At 67.8% G+C, this 18,642-nt stretch carries 16 protein-coding genes; 8 read left to right on the top strand and 8 right to left on the bottom strand.

The genetic code is table 11. From position 1 onward, the window contains the following. Nucleotides 1-101: 101 nt before the first annotated feature. From AB0M22_RS25890 to AB0M22_RS25880, 3 genes are read left to right on the top strand one after another with little or no spacing between them, the layout of a single operon-like run. Nucleotides 102-992: a hypothetical protein gene (locus AB0M22_RS25890; protein ID WP_364731710.1), complete on the top strand. Its 891-nt coding sequence runs from the start codon at nucleotides 102-104 to the stop codon at nucleotides 990-992. Then, nucleotides 993-1,679 carry a hypothetical protein gene (locus AB0M22_RS25885; RefSeq protein WP_364731708.1) on the top strand — a complete coding sequence of 229 codons (687 nt, stop codon included), beginning with the start codon at nucleotides 993-995 and terminating at the stop codon, nucleotides 1,677-1,679. It begins immediately after the preceding gene. Beyond that, a complete protein-coding gene (locus AB0M22_RS25880; protein ID WP_364731705.1) occupies nucleotides 1,679-2,536 on the top strand; it encodes an inositol monophosphatase family protein in 858 nt (285 codons plus the stop codon). The genes AB0M22_RS25885 and AB0M22_RS25880 overlap by 1 nt, the downstream gene beginning before the upstream one ends. Here the strand turns inward: AB0M22_RS25880 and AB0M22_RS25875 are convergent. Continuing rightward, the gene (locus tag AB0M22_RS25875; protein WP_364731703.1) at nucleotides 2,525-3,016 is read right to left on the bottom strand and encodes a Clp protease N-terminal domain-containing protein; all 492 of its coding nucleotides are present in this window, start codon (nucleotides 3,014-3,016) and stop codon (nucleotides 2,525-2,527) included. The genes AB0M22_RS25880 and AB0M22_RS25875 overlap by 12 nt on opposite strands. Before the next feature lie 27 nt (nucleotides 3,017-3,043). Next, a complete protein-coding gene (locus tag AB0M22_RS25870; protein WP_364731701.1) occupies nucleotides 3,044-4,300 on the bottom strand; it encodes an SLC13 family permease in 1,257 nt (418 codons plus the stop codon). A gap of 27 nt (nucleotides 4,301-4,327) precedes the next feature. On the opposite strand from AB0M22_RS25870, the gene AB0M22_RS25865 reads away from it, so the two are divergent. From AB0M22_RS25865 to AB0M22_RS25855, 3 genes are all read left to right on the top strand, one after another. Continuing rightward, nucleotides 4,328-10,078: a TIR domain-containing protein gene (locus AB0M22_RS25865; protein ID WP_364731699.1), complete on the top strand. Its 5,751-nt coding sequence runs from the start codon at nucleotides 4,328-4,330 to the stop codon at nucleotides 10,076-10,078. A 105-nt stretch (nucleotides 10,079-10,183) separates the two neighbouring features. After that, a complete protein-coding gene (locus AB0M22_RS25860) occupies nucleotides 10,184-10,744 on the top strand; it encodes a DUF4334 domain-containing protein (protein WP_364731697.1) in 561 nt (186 codons plus the stop codon). A gap of 144 nt (nucleotides 10,745-10,888) precedes the next feature. Then, entirely contained in the window at nucleotides 10,889-12,121 is a 1,233-nt protein-coding gene (locus AB0M22_RS25855; RefSeq protein ID WP_364731694.1) for an FAD-dependent oxidoreductase, read from the top strand. A 94-nt stretch (nucleotides 12,122-12,215) separates the two neighbouring features. Here the strand turns inward: AB0M22_RS25855 and AB0M22_RS25850 are convergent, their stop codons facing one another. Further along, complete coding sequence (locus AB0M22_RS25850; protein ID WP_364731692.1) at nucleotides 12,216-13,202, bottom strand: zinc-binding dehydrogenase; 987 nt, start codon at nucleotides 13,200-13,202, stop codon at nucleotides 12,216-12,218. Nucleotides 13,203-13,287: 85 nt separating this feature from the next. Here AB0M22_RS25850 and AB0M22_RS25845 point away from each other — a divergent pair, with 85 nt between their 5' ends. Further along, nucleotides 13,288-13,863 (top strand): TetR/AcrR family transcriptional regulator, encoded by a 576-nt coding sequence (locus AB0M22_RS25845; RefSeq protein ID WP_364731690.1) that lies wholly within the window; start codon nucleotides 13,288-13,290, stop codon nucleotides 13,861-13,863. Between the two features lie 14 nt (nucleotides 13,864-13,877). Here the strand turns inward: AB0M22_RS25845 and AB0M22_RS25840 are convergent, their stop codons facing one another. Then, nucleotides 13,878-14,687: a CPBP family intramembrane glutamic endopeptidase gene (locus AB0M22_RS25840; RefSeq protein ID WP_364731687.1), complete on the bottom strand. Its 810-nt coding sequence runs from the start codon at nucleotides 14,685-14,687 to the stop codon at nucleotides 13,878-13,880. Between the two features lie 86 nt (nucleotides 14,688-14,773). Further along, a complete protein-coding gene (locus AB0M22_RS25835; RefSeq protein ID WP_364731684.1) occupies nucleotides 14,774-15,487 on the bottom strand; it encodes an HD domain-containing protein in 714 nt (237 codons plus the stop codon). A gap of 111 nt (nucleotides 15,488-15,598) precedes the next feature. Between AB0M22_RS25835 and AB0M22_RS25830 the strand changes: the two genes are divergently transcribed. Continuing rightward, nucleotides 15,599-16,441 (top strand): hypothetical protein, encoded by an 843-nt coding sequence (locus AB0M22_RS25830; RefSeq protein ID WP_364731681.1) that lies wholly within the window; start codon nucleotides 15,599-15,601, stop codon nucleotides 16,439-16,441. A gap of 321 nt (nucleotides 16,442-16,762) precedes the next feature. On the opposite strand, the gene AB0M22_RS25825 is transcribed toward AB0M22_RS25830, so the two are convergent. The 3 genes from AB0M22_RS25825 to AB0M22_RS25815 all read right to left on the bottom strand — a co-directional run bounded on the left by AB0M22_RS25825 (nucleotide 16,763) and on the right by AB0M22_RS25815 (nucleotide 18,564). After that, nucleotides 16,763-17,212: an SgcJ/EcaC family oxidoreductase gene (locus tag AB0M22_RS25825; protein WP_364731678.1), complete on the bottom strand. Its 450-nt coding sequence runs from the start codon at nucleotides 17,210-17,212 to the stop codon at nucleotides 16,763-16,765. Nucleotides 17,213-17,326: 114 nt separating this feature from the next. Continuing rightward, complete coding sequence (locus tag AB0M22_RS25820; protein WP_364731675.1) at nucleotides 17,327-17,953, bottom strand: alpha-ketoglutarate-dependent dioxygenase AlkB; 627 nt, start codon at nucleotides 17,951-17,953, stop codon at nucleotides 17,327-17,329. 56 nt (nucleotides 17,954-18,009) lie between these two features. Further along, nucleotides 18,010-18,564: a helix-turn-helix domain-containing protein gene (locus tag AB0M22_RS25815; protein WP_364731672.1), complete on the bottom strand. Its 555-nt coding sequence runs from the start codon at nucleotides 18,562-18,564 to the stop codon at nucleotides 18,010-18,012. Nucleotides 18,565-18,642: the final 78 nt, after the last annotated feature.

Here is an 18,642-nt window from a genome sequence, read left to right as displayed (position 1 = left end):
ATGTGGGCTGGACCACGGGCGTTGGCGCGCACGACTTCTGATTTCCTTCGCGTCCCTCGTCCGGCTGCCTCTATCCTGGGGGGAACAGAGGGGAGGGCCGCATGGCGCGGTTGCTGATCTGGTTGCGTAACAACGTCGATGGTGTGGTCGCGTTGGTACTCGCCGTGGTGGTCGGCTTGCTCGCGGTCCTGGACGTGATCAGCGTCGACAACGTGAACGCGGCGGTGCTGCTGGTCCTCGCGTTGCTCGCGACCACGCTGCTGCGCGATCGGCACCTGTCGTCCAAGGCGATGCGCGACGCGAACTCGGTGCAGCTGCTCTACGGTCCCGAGATCGGGCACGCGCACACCCTGGCCCGGCGCGGCACCGAACAGTGGATCTTCAAGGGCGGCACCGGAACTTACATCCGCGCGGTGACGCTGCGCGAGTGCGTGGAGAACGCGCGGCGCGAACAACGCCCGCTGCGTGTGCAATTGGAGATCCTCGACCCGACCGACGAACCGCTGTGCAAGACCTACGCGCAGTTCCGTTCCTCGCTCTCGCCCGAGGCCGACCGCACCGGCGAACTGTGGACCACCGAACGCACCCGCAAGGAGGCGTTCGCGACGGTGCTGGCCGCCTGCTGGTATCGGCAGCGGTTCACCTTTCTGACCATCGACGTGGGCCTGTCGACGGTGATGACCACGTTCCGCTGGGACCTGTCGTCCAGTTGCGTCATTGTCACCCAGGACAATCCGAACACCCCCGCGCTGATGTTCGAGCGGGACAAGCCCTATTACCGCGATTTCAATCGCGAACTCGTCGCCAGTTTCAAGCAGACCCGGCAGGTTCCGCTTAGCCGGAGCGAGGAGCTCCAGCTGTCCGACGAACCGAGCGTCGATCAGGTTCGTGGCCTGTTCCAGGCACTCTCGCTGGAACTACCGGCCTCGTTCACCGATCGCGACGTCGCCGACATCGTGCGGCGCGCACTACAACCGAGGAACCCGTATTAAGTGAACGAATACGCCCGCCTGCGCACGTTGATCGGCTCCGATAGCACCGGGGCCGCGGTGCGTGGCTGGGCCCGCGACGTCCTCGCCGACGTCGTGGACGGTGGTTCGGACCTGCTCGCGGTGCGACATCCGTTGGGCTTCTTGTGTTTTCCCGCATGGCGCGGTGCGGGCCTCGGCATCTGCGTGCACGTGTGGACCGAAGGGGTGCGCGCCGATCCGACCACCTCGAAGGTGCACGCGCACAGCTGGGACCTGCTCAGCACGGTGCTGTACGGCACGGTCGGCAACGAGATCATCGAAATCCTCAGCGCGCCCGCGCATCCCACGCATCGGATGTTCGAGATCCAGAGCGCGGCCGACGGCGATCTGGTGCGTGCGACGCAACGACTGGTGACCTACCGGACCCGTTCGCGCGAGGACTTCCACACCGGCGAGGTATACACCTTGCCGCACGGCGCTTTTCACGTGTCCGACGTGCGCGGCGAAGCGGCAACCGTGGTCCTCGGCGAAGACAACCTCGGCCGCCCCGACCTGTCCCTGGGCACCCCGGCCACCATCGACCACTGGGTGCACCGAATCCTCTGCACGCCCAACGAAACCCGGCGCGCGGCGCACACCGTGCTCGCCCATCTGCGGGACCAACCCCTGCCGGAGCAACTGGAGAACCGATGCGAGCGGGCGACGTAATGAACCAGGTACTGCCGGACACGCTGCTCGACCGCGCGGCCGAAGTCGCGGTCGCGGCGGCCGTCGAAGCGGGCCGGGCGATCCGCGCCGGGCTGCTCGAGGCGCTGACCGTTCGCGTCAAGGACCCGACCGGGGACGTGGTCACCGACCTGGACCTCCTGGCCGAGGACATCATCCTGCGCCATGTCCGCCGAGCCTTCCCCGGCCACCGCATCCTCGCCGAGGAATCCGGTGTGCTGGACAGCGCCGACGACACCTGGTGCTGGGTCATCGATCCGCTCGACGGCACCAACAACATCGCCGTCGGCCTGCCGGTGTGCTCGGTCGGTATCGCGCTGTGCCACAACGGAACACCCGTCCTCGGCGTGGTGCACGAGCCGATCGCCGACCGCACCTGGACTGCCGTGCGCGGTCGCGGCGCCCACGGTCCGAACGGCCCGCTGTGGCATCCGACGCACCGCCCGGCCGCCTCCGCACCCGTCCTCGCGTGGCTCCAGGGCTACCCGGTCACCCGCGCCGACCCCACCGCCCGCGCCCTGCGCCTCACCTTGGAATCGGCGTCCCGCCGCCTGATTCAACTCTGGTCGCCCCTGCTGTGCTGGGTCATGCTGAGCAACGGCGACATCGACGGCTTCGTCGGCTACCGCGCCGGCCTGGTCGACCTCCCCGCCGGCGCGCTCCTCGCCCGCGAATCCGGCATGCACATAACGGATTTCGACGGCGCCGCACTGGACGAACGTCTCGAATTACCCGTCGGCGAAGTAGATTTCATCGCCGGCAGCGCCGAAATGATGTCCGACTTGACGCTATTGGTGAAATCCGCGGCGGGAGTCACCGTCACCGGTCTACCCGGCTGAACTCGGTGGCTCGGTGCCGGCGATCGCGTCCTTCAGCGTCTGCGCGATGTTGTCCGGGTCGAGGCCGAGTTTGCGCAGGTGCTGGGTCGGTACCGCGTCCGGGTCGGCGAGGATGGCGAGCATCAGGTGCTCGACGCCGACGTAGTCGTGTCCTTGGGCCTTGGCGAGATCCGGGGCGTCGTCGAGGATACGCAGTAGGCGAGGGGTTCTGATCAGGCCGTCGTCGGGTCGTTCGCTGGTCAGGTGCTGACCGATGCGGACGCGGTCGACCTCACTGGCGGGGATCACCAGCACGTGCTGGTCGAGTTCACGGCCGCCGTGAAATTCCAGCCCCGCCACGGTGACTCGGGTACCGGTCACCGAGTCGTACAGCACATCGCCTGCCTCGATGACGCCGGCACTGAGCCGACCGGCGACCATCACGACTCCGCGTCCGCTGATATCGAACACATTCGTGACGGTGAATTCGACGTGGTCCATGCGTTGTTCCCCCCGTGTGACGTTGCTCTATCCGATGATAAGCAGCGCCGCGACCGCGCCGGTAGTGCCGATTACGGCGAGTCCGAGGCCGGTCAGGACGAATCGGAGCATGGGGACGCGGACGTTGTGAGTGCGGCAGAACTCCAGGCAGAGCAGGGTCGCGAGGGAGGCCCACGGGGTGACGATCGGGCCGACGTTGGTGCCGATGAGCAAGGCCAAGAGCTGGTTGTGGTTTTCCGGCGGAACCACCGCCTCGCCCGCGGTGTAGGCGGGCAGATTATTGGCGATGTTCGAGAGCGTGGCGCCCGCGCCGGCCGCCCGGAATGCCCCTGCCGCACCGGAATCGGAACCGATCAGCGTGTGCATCAGATCGGAGAGACCGAGCCGGCCGAGCGTGGGCACCACCAGGAACAGGCCGACGACGAAAACCAAGAGCCGCCAGGGAATCAGCGAGAACCGCAGCGACGAACGGTCGAAGACGGCGAACGCGAGCACCGCGATGACGGCGGCGACGGTCGCGGCGATGCCGATGCGGTTGCCGACGAACGGAATCGCGACGATGAACAGCACGCAGGCGGCCGCCGTGGTGTACAGCAGCACCCGTTCCTTCGCGTTCTCCGGCCGGATCGGCTCCGGCGGCAGGTAGCGGTCGGTGTCGCGGCGTCCGCGCCGCCAGTACCAGACCCAGAGGCACAACATCGTCGCCACGAGCGAAACCAGCTGCGGCGCCCACATTTTCGCCGCGAACTCGGTCGCGGTCAGCGCAACCCGGTCGGCGGCAAGCAGATTGGTCAGGTTCGACACCGGCAGCAGCAGGCTGGCCGTATTGGCGAGCCAGACGGTGGTCATGGCCAACGGCAGCGGCGGGATGCGCGCGGGCACCGCCAGCGCCAGCATGACCGGAGTGATCAAGACAGCCGTCGTGTCCAGGTTCAACAGGATCGTGGTCGCCGACGCGAACAGCACGCACAGCACGAACAGCGCCGGGTAGTAACCCCGCCCGAGGATGGCCAGCCGGTGCGCGATCACGTCGAACACCTTGGCCTGCCGGGTCAGCTCGGCCAGCACGATCACGCTGCCCAGGAACAGCAGCAGCGGCCCGATCCGGCGCATGTTGTCGGCCGCCTCCGCACGCGGCAGCAGGCCCGTGAGCACGCACAACAGTCCGGCGAGCAGCAGTCCGATGCGCACCCAGTCCAGCACACTCAGCCCCCAGCGGGGTGTGGCGGCACTCGGCGGGGAGTTCCGTTCGGTGGAGTCGACCTGTTCTGGCACGCCTGCCATGCTATTGGCCTAGGCCATACTGGGGGCGTGACACAGCAGGGCGGGCAGGCACGGGACTTCTTCATCAGCTATTCCCCGGCGGACGAGCGATGGGCGACCTGGCTCGCCTGGCAACTGGAGAGCGCCGGCTATCGCACCCTGATCCAGGCCTGGGACTTCGTGCCGGGCACCAACTTCATCGACTTCATGGATCGCGGCGTGCGCGATTCGGCCGTCGTGCTCGCGGTGCTGTCCGACAACTATCTCCAATCGCGTTACGGGACAATGGAATGGCAGGCCGCGTTCCGTACCGATCCGGGCAAGCTGTTGCCGATCCGGATCGCCGACTGCGCGCTGGAGGGGCTGCTCGCCACCCTCACCTACATCGATCTGGTGGACGTGCCGACCGACGAGGCGGCGCGGCGCATCCTGATGGAACGGGTGCGGCATCTGCTCGCGGGCCGAGGGAAACCGCAGCAGGAACCGCGCTTCCCGAACGAACTCGGCACCGGCGCGCTACCGGACCGCTACGGCGACGAGGAACACACCGGGCCGGTCGAGTCGCCGCTGAACCGGCGCACTCCCGTTGCGGCTCCGGCGTTTCCGGGTGGCGCGCATCGCGACGAGCATCGTTGCGGGGTCAGCGTGCTGCACGTGGCCGGTCCGCGGTTCGGCCGCGGCTTGTTCGCGTCCGACGAGCCGAGCACCGCGCGCGAGTTGCAGGCCCGCATCTACGCGAACGTCACCCAGCTGGTCGGGCAGGGGGTGCCGAAACCCGACCTGATCGTGGTGACCGGCGATCTGACCGAATCCGGTCGCCCGCGGGAGGTGGACGAGGCGCTGACCTTCCTGACCGGGCTGCGGGTGCTGCTCGGACTCGAACCCGACCGGCTGATCGTGGTGCCCGGCAATCACGATGTCTCCAAGGTCGCCTGCCACGCCTACTTCCTGAATTGCGAAGCGCGCGACCGCAAGCCGCAGCCGCCGTACTTCCCGAAGCTCGAGCAGTACGCGCGGCTGTTCGCCGAGTTGTATCAGGGGCTCGACCATCTGGTGTTCGATGTCGGGCAGCCGTGGACGCTGTTCCCGATCCCCGAATTGCGGGTGGTGGTCGCGGGTTTGAACTCGACCATGGCCGCGACCCATCTGCCGGACGACGACTACGGGCGGATCGGTGAGCCGCAAGCGGCGTGGTTCGCCGAGCGGCTGCGTCCGTTCGAGGAGAACGGGTGGCTGCGGCTCGGTGTGGTCCGGCACGATCCGTTGCCCGGCTCGGCCGCGTCGCCGCGTGATCCGGCCCTGCTGCGGGACGCGGACACATTGTCGCGGCTGCTCGGCGGCCGGCTGAATCTGCTGCTGCACGGGCCGGGTCCCGGTGGGCCGCATCTTGATCGGCTCGACGGCCGGCTGCCGGTCATCCCCGCGGGCGCGGCGGGGCGCGACGAGATCATCCACCTGACCACCGAGGGCCTGTCCCGATATTCCGCCACCGCAGCGCAATCCGCGGAACCCACCGCGCGACTGACCGCGCCGTGGGCGAATGCTGTTGCGGCACTGGCCTCGAACACGCTGCCCGAGCTGACCGGTCCCGGCGATCCCGACGATCCCGGCACCGAGACCCCCGCCATCGTCGACCCGCACGGTCGCCTGCTGGAGCGGGTGGCCGAGGTGTGCGAGACCCGGTATCCGGAGGCCAGGATTCGCCGCGTCGAGTCCGATCCGCCGCATCTGTTCATCACCCATCAGCGCGACGAGGTGACCGCGCAGTGGCGTATCGGCGTGCACGTCGGCGACATGACCAGGCAGGTGGTCGAGGAATTCCTCGGCCTCGACCCGGAATACGGCTCCGAGCTGATCTATCGCGGTGCGCCGCCGCCGCGTTCATTGCGCGACGAGGCCGCGAGTCACGGCCTGCGGGTGCGCAGTTTCACCGAGTTCCAAGGCCTGCTCGATCTGGAGGACTACCTCGCCAAGCAGGTCGAGCGGTTGCGCACCGACCGCCGCTACCCACCGGACCTCTATGTGCCGCAACGGTTCCGGGCGCTCGAACACGGCGATCAATTCGTGCGGGACGATCTCGTCGCCGAACTGCTGCGGCTGGTCGCCGCCGATCACGGCCGATTCGTCCTGGTGCTCGGCGATTTCGGGCGCGGCAAGACCTTCGCGCTGCACGAAGTGGCCCGGCGCATCACCGAGACCATGCCCGTGCTGATTCCGATCCTGATCGACCTGCGCACGCTGGACAAGACTCATTCGGTGGACGCCCTGGTCGCCGCGCACCTGGCCAATCACGGCGAGGACCGGATCGACCTGAAAGCGTTGCGCTACATGCTCCGTGAGGGCCGGGTGGTGCTGCTGTTCGACGGCTTCGACGAACTCGTCACCCGGATCAGCTACGAATTCGCCGCCGACCACCTGGAAACACTGCTGCAAGCCGCGGTCGGCAAGGCGAAGATCATCGTGGCCAGCCGCACACAGCATTTCGAGTCGCGCGCGCAGGTGCTCACGGCGCTGGGGGAGCGGGTCGGACTGCTCCAGGACCGGCAGATCCTCAACATCGAGGAGTTCGCGCCCGCGCAGGTGCACGCCTTCCTCACCAACCGCTACGGTGGCGACGTTCAGCGCGCCGATGCCAGAATGCGGTTGATCACCGGCATCGAGGATCTGCTGGGGCTGGCCCAGAATCCGCGCATGCTCAGCTTCATCGCCGACCTGGACGAGCGGCGGCTGCGGGCCGCGGCGGGCGCGCAGCAGGCCGTCGGCGCGGCCGGGCTGTATCGGGAGATCCTCGAATCCTGGTTGTCCTACGAGACGGATCGCACCGCGGCGACCGCGGGTTCGCTGCCCGGGCTCGGGCTGCACGAATTGTGGCTCGCGGTCACCGAATTCGCGTTGCGGATCTGGGAGACCGGCGAGCCGTACCTGCGGTTGGCCGAATTGACCGAGGTGGCACAGAGTTTGGTGGAGATGACCGGCGCCAACCGGATGTCGGTGCAGCAGTCCGCGCACGCCATCGGCTCCGGCAGCCTGCTGGTGCGGACCGAGGACAATCTGTTCGGGTTCATCCACTCTTCGGTGCCGGAGTGGTTGGTGGCCAACCACATTGCCGAGCAGTTCGCCGCGGGGATCGCGGCGCCGCCGCAGCTCGCGCACGCGCCGCTGTCGCAGCTGTCCATCGACTTCCTGTGCGATCTCGCCGATATCCGGATCGCGCGCGCCTGGGCGGACGGCGTGCTCGACGACCCGGCCGCCGACGAGGTGTCGCGGACCAACGCGATTCGGCTGACCACCCGGCTGCGCACCGCGCCGACCGCCGATCTGCGCGGCGCGATCCTGGTGGGCGAGGACCTGTCCTATCGGGACATGCAGCAGGTCGACCTGACCGGCGCGGATCTCACCGGCGCGCGGTTGGTCGGGGTGAACCTGGACCGCGCGGTGCTGCACGGCGCGCGCCTGGTCGGGGCCCGGCTGGACGAGGCCAGCCTGGTCGGCGCGGACCTGACCGACGCCGATTTCACCCGCGCGCGGCTGGCTCGCGCGAACCTGACCGGCACCCGCGCAACCGGTAGCCGCTGGGATCGCGCGGCGCTGCTCGACGTCATCGGCACCCCGGCGGGCACCGATCTGCGTGGCGCGGCGTGGGTGCCCGGTTCGGCGGCGCGAACCGAATTCGCCCCCGCCTCGATCGGCGTCCGGCACGGGTTCCACGCCAGGCACGGCAGACTGCCGCAGCCACTGGCCTACAGCCCCGACGGCGGCACCCTGGCCATCGGCAGCGACGACGGCGGAGTGTTGATCTGCGACACCGAAACCGGGCTGCCGCTGCGCACATTGCAGGGGCATCGCAATCGTTCGTTCGCGGTCGCCTACACCGATACCGTGCTGATCAGTGGTTCCAGCGATGGCACCGTCGGCATCTGGGATGTGGCGAGCGGGGAGCTGCGCCGAATTCTGCACGGGCACAGCGAATGGCCGTGGCCGGTCACGCTGAACCGGGCGGGTGATCTACTGGCCACCGGCGACGCCGAGGGGATGTTGCGGCTGTGGTCGCTGCCGAGCGGTGATCTGCTGCACGAATGCGTGCCCGCCGGCGGTAGCCGAGAGTTGATCTTCAGCTTGGCAATTCACGAGGGTGTCGTTGCTGCCGCGTACCGCGACGGGGTGGTTCGGCTGTGGGATGTCGAAAGCGGGCGCGAACGAGGCGAATTCGTCGGCGCGAGCGGGGCCGTGTTCCGGGTGGTGTTCAATCCGGCGGGTGATCTGCTGGCGGTCGGCGATGTCCGCGGCATGGTGGCGCTGTGGGATCCGGTGCGGTGCGAGCTGATCCGGCAACTGCCCGGCCACACCGGGCGGGTCTACACGCTGGCCTTCCATCCTCGGCTGCCGCTGCTGGCCAGCGGGGATACCGATGGGGGACTGCGGATCTGGGATGTCGAGACGGGGGAGTCGAAGCACGCGCCGTCCGATCACAATGCCGCCCTCTACTGGGTGGTGTTCGATCCGAGTGGTGACCTGCTCGCCTCGGGTGACAGTGCCGGCCAGCTCTGCCTGCGGGACAGCGCGACCGGTGAACTGCGGCACCGGATCACCGCGCACACCGGATCGATCTGGCCGTTCGCGTTCCGGCCGGACGGCGGGCAGCTCGCCGTCACCGACGACCAATTCACCACGCGGCTCTGGGATCCGGCTTCCGGTGTGTGCAAGCACGTGCTCACCGGGCACGGTCGGCAGGTCAGGTCGGTGACGTTCAACGCGGACGGCACGCTGTTGGCCGCCGGCGGCAACGACGGCGTGGTTCGGCTGTGGGATCCGGTGACGGCCAAGCAGATTCGGCGGCTGGTCGGCAGCGAGGATCGACTGGTCACCTTCGAGAAGGGGCTGTTCAGCCGGAAACAACCGCAGCAGCTCGCGGTGGTCGGCAACGACGGCAGGCTCAGCCTGCTCAACCTCGACACCGGAATGTTCCAGCGGCACATCAATGTCGAGGCCGCGCCCGTCTGGGCGATCGCCTTCGACCCGACCGATCAATACGTGGCCACGGCGAACGACGACGACACGGTCATCATCTGGTCCCGCACCACCGGCGCACTGCACATGGTGTGCGCGGAGCATCACGGGCGGGTGCGGTCCATCGAGTTCAACGCGGACGGCTCGCTGATGGCCACCGGCTGCGACGACTCCGTGGTGCGGCTGTGGGACGTCGAATCCGGCAGGCTGCTGCGCGAATTCACCGGCCACCGCGACCGGGTGTACGCGGTGGTGTTCAACGGGGACCGGCTGGCCAGCGTCTCCTGGGACATGACGGTGCGCATCTGGGAGGTCGAGTCCGGCGCGAGCCTGCACGAGCTGACCCGGCACACCGGGCGGCTGTGGGCGGCCGCGGTCGACCCGCAGAGCGGGATCCTCGCCACCGGCGGCGAAGACCTGGTGGTTCGCCTGTGGGACATGGCGACGGGGCGGCACCTGCACACCATGGAGGGCCACAAGCGGCAGGTCTGGTCGCTCGCCTTCCACCCGTCCGGCCGCCTGCTCGCCAGCGGCGGCGACGACGGCAACACCATCCTCTGGTCGGTCCCCGGCGGCGACTACCCGGACGCGGAAACCGCCCCGACCATCCGCGCGGAACTGCTCGGGTTGCCCGAAGGCTGGGCCGCCCTGGCCCCCGACGGCCGCTACAAGTTCGAAGGCAACACCGCAGGCCAGTTCTGGCACGTGATCGGCATGTCCCGCTTCGAATCCGGCGAACTGGATCCGTACGTGGCCGAGGTAACCCAACTGCCCTTGGACGCGCCGTTCTAGCGCGAGGTGCCTGACTATTCGAGGGTGTGCAGGACCACGCTGACGAGGGTGGTGAGATAGAGATAGGGTTGTTGTTGCACTGTTGCCTTCGCGAGGAGATCGAGCATGGCCGAGACGAGCGGGTCGGGGGTTGCCGAGTTGGCGGCGCTGCGGGGGCAGCGCTGCACGGCTGAGCAGGCGTTGGCGTTGTTCGACAGGTTGCCTGCGGTTCCGGTTGCGGAGATCACGACCGGGCGTTGGCGGGGGGATGAACTCGATACCGGGCATCCGTTCGCGGGGGTGCTGGTTGCTTCGGGGTGGTATGGCAAGCAGTTCGATGATGCGGATACCGTGCATCCCTTGCTGTTCGCTGTCGACGGGGTGATCTTCCCGGTTGATCCGCGTCGCGTGCCGCTCGGGCTTGCGGGGCGGATTCCGCTGGCCGGAGTGCGGGCGAGTAAGAAGGCACTCGGGTATTTGCGGTTCGCGTTCCAAACACGCAGGCCGACAGCGCGTTTGCGGAATGTGGAGTATCGCGGGGTGGTCAGTGCCGCGATGGTCTATGACCATTTGCCGATCATCGATCACTTCCGGCGGGTGGACGAGCAGACGTTGCTCGGTGTGATGGATATGCGCGGGCTGGCCGAGCCGTATGTCTTCATTCTGCGGCAGGACACTGCTTCCTGATCGACGGCGTTTCGCGGGTCCCGGGCCGGGTTTCGGTTCGGGACAACCCATCTCGGCCCTCTGTGTAGTCAGCGGGCGTAGAATTCATCAAGCGTAGAATTCTGGCGATACCTGCTGCGGCACCGCGACCGAGGAGGACAGTCGATGGAACAGACGACATGCCTGGTGGTCGGGGGTGGTCCCGCCGGGATAGTCCTCGGGTTGCTGCTGGCGCGGGCCGGGGTCGACGTGACGGTGCTGGAGAAACACAAGGACTTCCTGCGCGACTTCCGCGGGGACACTGTGCATCCCACGACCCTGGACCTGCTCGACGAACTCGGGCTCGGTGCGGAATTCGCGAAACTCGGTGCGCGCAAACTGGAGCAGGTGCAGCTGGCGACCGCCGACGGGTTACAGACCTTCGTCTCGTTGAAAGACCTTCCGGGCAAGCACAAATACATCGCCATGGTGCCGCAGTGGGACCTGCTCGACCTGCTCGCGCGGGCCGCCGAACAGGAGCCGAGCTTCCATCTGCGGATGAAAACCGAAGCGACCGAACTGGTTTGGTCTGACGGCAAGGTAACCGGCGTCGCCTATCGGACCGCCGACGGTGCGACCGGTGAGATCCGCGCCGACCTCACCGTCGCCTGCGACGGGCGCGGCTCGGTGCTGCGCGGTGCGGCGGGGCTCGCCACTCGGAGCTGGCCGACACCGATGGATGTGTGGTGGTTCCGGTTGCCGCGCAACGAGATCGACCCCGCGGGCGCGGTCCCGATCGTCGCCGCGCACCGGGCCGCGGTGCTGCTCGACCGCGGCGACTACTGGCAATGCGCCACCCTCATCGCCAAGGGCACCGACGAGGCGGCGCGGCGCGGACCGGTCGACGAGATCATGCGCACCATGTCCGACTCGGCGCCCTGGCTGAAAGACCGCGTCGACACCCTCACCAGCTGGGACGAGGTGAAACTCCTCGACGTCCAGCTGGACCGCCTGACCACCTGGTACACCGGCGGACTGCTCTGCATCGGCGACGCCGCGCACGCCATGTCCCCGGTCGGCGGCGTCGGCATCAACCTGGCCGTGCAAGACGCCGTCGCCGCCGCGAGAATCCTTGCCGCCCCGTTGCTCTCGAAGACCGTCAGCACCCGCGACCTGGCCAAGGTGCAACGCCGCCGCACCCTCGCCACCGCGGTAACCCAAGGCATGCAACGCATCCTGCACGCCCGCGTGATCCGCCCCGCCCTCGAAGGCGGCATCAACATCGCCAACTCGCCCAAAGCACCCCTCCCGGTCCGCATCCTCCGCCGAATCCCCGTGCTCCGCAGCGTCCCCCCGTTCCTGGTCGCCCGCGGCATCCGCCCCGAACACGCCCCCGGTTTCGCCCGCCGCCCGGCGTAACGAACAACCCAGCCGCACACCTTCTGATGCGCCGCACACCAAATGGCATGCGATTCGATATGCGTCAGGTCAGGAGGTGTGCGGCTGCGTCGTATCAGTGCGGGGGTGTCTGGTCTGGTTGGAGGATGAACTTGCCCAGGGGGGCGCGGGTTTCGATCAGGTGGTGGGCGTGGGCGGCCTGGTCGAGGGGGAGGATGGCTTCGATGCCGGGGGTGAGGGTGCCGGTGGCGGCTCGGGTGAGGGTGGCGGGGCGGGCGTCGGCTACTCGGGCGAGCCAGGCGGGGCCGGCGCAGCCGGTGAGGGTGAGGCCGCGGGTGATGAGGTCGCTGGCGGAGAGTTGGGCGGGGGCGCCGGAAAGCCAGCCGTAGCTGAGCATTCGGCCGCGCAGGGGTGTCATGGTGTCGAGGAGGTCCAGGGCGGTCGGGCCGCCGATGGAGTCGAAGACTACGTCGACGGTTGTGCCGCTGAGGGTTTCACGCAGGCGGGTGGGCCAGTCGGGGTCGTTGTGGTCGATGACCTCGTCGGCGCCGAGTTTGCGGGCCTGGTCGATCTTCGCGGGGCCGCCGGCGGTGGCGATAACGCGGGCCGCGCCGTATTCCTTGGCGAGTTGGGTGAGGTAGCTGCCGATTCCGGTTGCGGCGGCTTCGATCAGGACCGTTTCGGTGCCGGTGAGGGCGGCGGTTTCCAGCAGGGGGAGGGCGACCGAGCCGCTCATCAGGACCGCGGCCGCGTCCGCCGAGGACAGGCCGTCGGGGATCGGGGTGACGGAATCGGCCGGTGCGCTGACGAATTCGGCGTAGGAGCCGAAACCCATGGTGGCCACCGCAACTCGGCGGCCGAGCAGCGCGCGGTCGACGTCCGCACCCACCTCGGTCACCACCCCCACCGCCTGGAAACCGAACACCAACGGCGGCTCGACGCCGAGCGGGAACTCGCCGGAACGCAGCTTGGTCTCGGGGAACAGGACCGGGATCGCCTCGGCGCGGATCACCACGTCACCCGGTCCGGCCTGCGGCGCCGGGGCCTCCTGGAGGGCCAGCACCTCGGGGCCGCCGGTTGCCGTCATTACGATTGCCTTCATCATGAACTCCATAAGTTGACTGCCGGTCCAGTTGCTCCCGCAACGATATGGACCGGCGGTCAAGTTGTCAACGAAAGTGGGTGTGATGACCGACGGGCGTCCGAAGGAACGGGCCGATGCCGCGCGCAATCGGCGGGCGATTCTCGACGCGACGACCGCGCTGCTCGCCGAACACGGCGCCGAGGCGATCACCATGGACCGGGTCGCCGCCGCGGCCGGGGTCGGGAAGGGCACCATCTTTCACCGCTTCGGCAACCGGGCCGGGCTGCTGCACGAGCTGGTCGCCGAGAGCGCGCTCACGCTGATGGACGCGATCACCAGCGGGCCGCCCCCGCTGGGCCCGGGCGCGCCGGCCGGTGCGCGACTGGTCGCCTACTTCGATGCGATGACGCGGTTGGTGATCGCGAACTCGGAACTCATGGTCGCGTATCGCACGGAGCCGCCGCATCCGCGCACCGGCGAGTTCCACGCGTTCTGGGACAACCACATCACCGCGCTACTGGGTGAAGCGCGGCCCGATCTCGACGCCGAGGTGGTGGGCAGGCTGCTGCTCGGCGCGATCGGCGGCGAACTGGTGCAAACGATGGTGCGTTCCGGCGAGACCGATCGCCTGCTCGACGCGGTTCGCGAACTGGTCGAATCCGTACTGCGCGCGCCCTGAAATCGCCTGAGTCGTCACCACATCGCGGCCAGCATCGGAATCGGCGCGTTGATGATTCCGTGAACCAGGAAGAGCAGCCAGGGATTTCGATATCGCGACCACAGGTAGCCGAGGAAGACGCCGTAGCCGCCGAGATGGACGAGGGTGGTGGCGAGGTCGATGCCGAAACCGTTGCCGCCGTGGATCGTTACGTGCCAGGCCGCGTAGAGCAGCGCGCTCAGCACGATCGCGGGCCAGCGACCGTAGCTTGCCTCCAACCGGGTCTGTAGCCAGACCCGGTAGAAGATCTCCTCCAGCATCGCGTTCAGCACGAACACCGCGATCAGTGCGATCAGGTCCGGTCGTGCGCCGGTGTAGTCGTGTCCGAACAGCGTGAACAGCGCCAGGAAGACGACTACCGCGGGGAGGGGCCGAAGCCGGCGGCCGTGGGTGTCCACCCGATACCATTCGCGCCACGAAACCAATCGGAACAGCAGCGGAACGGCAAGCAGTAGCGCGAGTTTCAGCCCGAGGAACCAGGTGTCGCCGCCGGGGGAGAGGTAGTAGCCGACCGCGAAGGCGAGGCCGAGCGCGAACAGCCACCACGCCTGACGGGTCGTGTGCGAATCCTTCGGTAACGGGTCGTCCTGTTTCGGCGGCACCAGCCAAGCGACCGCCAGCCCGCCGAACACCGTCAGGCAGATCACCCACAGCGGCACGGTGTCGTCCGTGTCGGCGGAGTAGCGCAACGCGGTGTGACCCGTCCAGATCAGCGTCACCACCGCGGCGACGAACACCAGGATTCCCGCTGCCAGCAGGACGCCGCCGGTCCGTCGAAGTCGCATGCGCACCACGATGCCATCGGCGCGCGCTCGTTCGGCCGCGCAGGCCGGGATGTCAGTCGGATGTCATCCGAAAGGACGACCGCGGATCAGTCGTCGTCGAGGATGGCCTCGAATCGTTCGTCCGCACTGTCGAGTTGGTCGAGGATGTGCTGTTTGACGTCGTCGGCCAGCGGCGTGTCGGCGCGGGTGACCAGGTCGCGGTAGATGGCGGTGAGCGGGCGGTACTTGGTGGCGAGCTTGTGCATGACCGGACCGGTGGCGTACAGGATGCCGACACCGTTGTCGGTGAAGTCGGACAGCTTGATGATCCTGGCCCACGGGGCGCGATCGAGGTCGGCGGCGACGTGCTCGCGGTATTGCAGGTGCCGGTCGATCGACGGGTCCGGTTCCGGATTGGTGACGGCCGCGACCAGCTCGGACACGCGTTCGCCGAAGCGGTCGGCGAGTTCGGCGAGGGCGGCCTCGGTGGGCGTTCCCGGTCGATCGCCCGCCAGTTCCGCCGGATGATCCTCGACGGAATCGTGCAGCAGGCCCGCGACGACCAGATCGCCGTCCGCGACCTTGTAGTGGCTGATGATCCGGATCGCCACGCGCAGTAGATGATTGAGATACGGTTCGCGGCCGTAGCGATCGTCGCGATGCAATTCCGTGGCCAGGTCGAGGGCCTCGGTGACTCGGGCGGCGTCCGGCAGGTCCGCGATCTCCAGCAGTAATCGTTCGCGCAGACCGGCCTCGCCGTAGACCTCGCTGATCGTATGCAGCGGCATCACGGCCAGGACTCCCGCCCCAGGATTGCTCATGCTGTCAATCTAACGGCGACCCGCGGTCGGCGTCGCCTACAAAATCCGTTGCCCGGTACCGCTCGGCCGTGGTGTCCTGAATGCCACGCGAGGCAGGAATCGGAGGTGAACGTGGCCGCGCAACAGAAACGGCCGCGACCCGGTTCGGCCGGCGACGAGATGCTGAAACTGCACCGGCGCACCATGGTGCTCGACGGACGGGTGTACACCGTCGTCACCCTGCGCCCCGGCAGCGATTTCCGCTTCTCCACCAACCGTTTTCACGACACCTGGCATGTGCTGTCCGACTGGCGTGGGGCGCGCGTGCTCGCGCGGTTGCTGTGGGGGTTGGCGTATCAACGGCGTCCGGGGACGATCGTCGTGATCGATCCGGCGCACCTGGACTCGAATCCGTTCGACGGTGCGCCGTCCGACCCGATCGTGCTGGTCCCGTCCGAGCTGACGGTGTTCACCCGCGAGGCCGCGGTGGCGTTGCGGCGTCGACTGCCGTTGCGTGATCGCTCCGAAGGCACCGTGCGCTGGCAGACCTTCGGGTTGAATCACGCGGTCGACGAGGTGGAGGCGTGGCGCGCCAAGGACATCGGCGAACGCTCCACCGACTACCTGCCGCAGCCCACCGGCTGGCTTCGGGTGGACCGAATCGGTGGCCTCATCACGGTGTTCGGCGCCGCCGACCAACTACGTGACCTGGCCCGAAGCCTCGCCACCCTCGGTACTTACGCCTACTGCGGCATGGACTACCACTACCTGGACTACCCCGAAACCAACGGCGAAGTCCAGATCTTCCGCCACTATCGCAGCCGGGTAAAGACGGCCCGCCGCGCCCGTACCGACCTCCTCGGCCAGGCCCACCGTGGCCCGATCACCGAAGAAGCCGAGCAGGCGATCTGGTCCCACGCCGCCGCAATGCGCCGCAACCGGCTTCCCCGCCTTCCCGAGCCCACCTCGAACTGACGCTCCCCACGCCAGAGACACCGCCCACGGGCAATCGGCCCGTGATCATGTCCCGCCGATCACGAACCGGCACCTGTAGACGAAATCTGCACCCTCACTCGGGATCTGCACTCGGAATAGAGCCCTAAAGTCAGTGCATATGCCGAGAGAGGGTGCGAATCTGCCGCCCTGGGGGCGCATCGTGCGGCTATCGAGATCATGGGGAACTGGTGTAGGTATCGCCTGAGGGGTTTCCTGCACCAGTTCCCCATGATCGCTTGTCCGACGGCTCAGCGCCGCACCCCTCGGAGATGTTGCGGCGCTGGGGCGTTGGACGTGCGGTTATTCGGCTTGGGGGATCAAGGTGTTCTGCCTGGCCGCGGTCCACCAGCGGCCGTTTTCCTTGACCAGGACGTAGAGGGCGATCATCGCGTGGTCGAGGTCGATCAGTTCGCCGTCGGCGGTGGTGGCGCGGGCGACCTTGTGCGCGAAGGCGACGTCGGGGCGCAGGAAGGTGATGTCGGTGACTTCGTAGCGGACGTATTGGTCCTTCAGGAAGCCGGCCAGTCCGCGGCGATTCGCCTCCAGCAGTACGTCACGACCGGTCATCAAGGCTCCGACCGCGTTGACGACGGCGGCGTTCGCGGTGAAGTCGGCGGTCATCAGTTCGGCGTCGTTGGTGTTGTAGGCAGTCTCGACATTGCCGATGATCTGCTTGATGGCCGCGATATCCGCGGTGTGGTCGACGGACTCGTCGCCGACGACCGGCGGCTGAAATGTCTTTGCGCTCATGCCCTTCAGCGTCCAACCTCAACAATAGTTCTGGTCAAGGCCGATTCGTATCGCCCGGCTCACAGTTCGATCCCGAGGCTGCATCCCGCGGCGGTAGCCGGCTGAAACCGCCGTTCAGCGAACCCCACGCGGCCGGAATTGAATGCTGATCCGCGGCCCGGTCGGCTTGCGCGACTTCGGCACCGCATGTTCCCAGGTGCGCTGGCAGGAGCCGCCCATCACCAGCAGATCGCCGTGCCCCACCTGGTATCGAATGCTTTCTCCGCCGCCACGCGGCCGCAGCAACAGCGCCCGCGGCGCGCCGATCGACACGATCGCGATCATCGTGTCCTGCGTCGCCCCGCGCCCGAAGTTGTCGCCGTGCCACGCGACGCTGTCTTGTCCGTCGCGGTAATAGCAGAGCCCGGCGGTGCGGAACGACTCGCCGAGTTCGCGCCGGTAGTGCTCGCTCAACGCTTCGCGCGCGTCGGCCAGCGCCGGATCGGGCAGCGGCTCGTGCTCCTCGTAGAACTTCAACAGCCGCGGCACGTCCACCACCCGGTCGTACATCGGCCGCCGCTCGGCCTTCCACGGCACGTCGTCGACCAGCCGTTCGAACAGCGCGTCGGCGCCGGACAACCAGCCGGGCAGCACGTCCACCCAGGCCCCGTGTTCGAGGACCGTGCGGCGCGCGGCACGAAGCGACCCGAATTCGGTATCACCGAACCCGTCGAGCAGTGAGCCCTGCAGCGGTGTCGACATGGCAGCGAATCTACCCGCAATCGAACGTATGTGCTAGCGGCAAACGGACGTGGCGGTCAGTTCCTGGCGAGGATGTCCCGCGCGATCTCGGCCGAGGCCGCGTAACACTCCGCGTCGCTCAGCGGCAGATCGCCCATCATGGCCGTGCTCCAGCTGATCGCCAGCAGCGCTTGGCGCGCGTGGAAGACGGCCCGCGGCGCCCGGTCGGGTTCGGTCATCAGATCGGCGAGCACCTTGAACTGATAACGCAATCCCACGTTGATTCCGAGTTCCCGGAACGCGGGCTGGTTTTCGGCCATGAAACGCACCATCCCGCGCCCGATGCCGTGCAGCAGCGCACCGTAGCGGTCGAGTATTTCGCGGGCCCGCTCCTGGCTGGGCGGTGTCGCCTCGGCCCAGGCGACGATGTCATCGATGCCGCGTCGCAGGTCGTCGGACAGGCTGACGACGATGTCCTCTTTGGTGCGGAAGTGGTAGTAGAGCGCGGCTTTGGTGACGTCGAGCTGCTCGGCGATCTCGCGCAGCGACGTCTTCTCGTACCCGCGCTCGGAGAACAACTCCATCGCCACCGTGCGGATTCGTTCGCGCATGTCGCTACGACGGCGATCCATGACGCTCCTTTTTGCTTGACGACCGGCTAGGTAAAGCCTAGCGTCACTGCCGAGCCCAATTGGCTAGCCGGGCGGCAA

This window comes from Nocardia sp. NPDC051756 (assembly GCF_040681495.1).
Taxonomy (GTDB): domain Bacteria; phylum Actinomycetota; class Actinomycetes; order Mycobacteriales; family Mycobacteriaceae; genus Nocardia.
The sequence above is the reverse complement of the archived record's forward strand: the minus strand, read 5'-3'. Positions and strand labels throughout refer to the sequence as shown.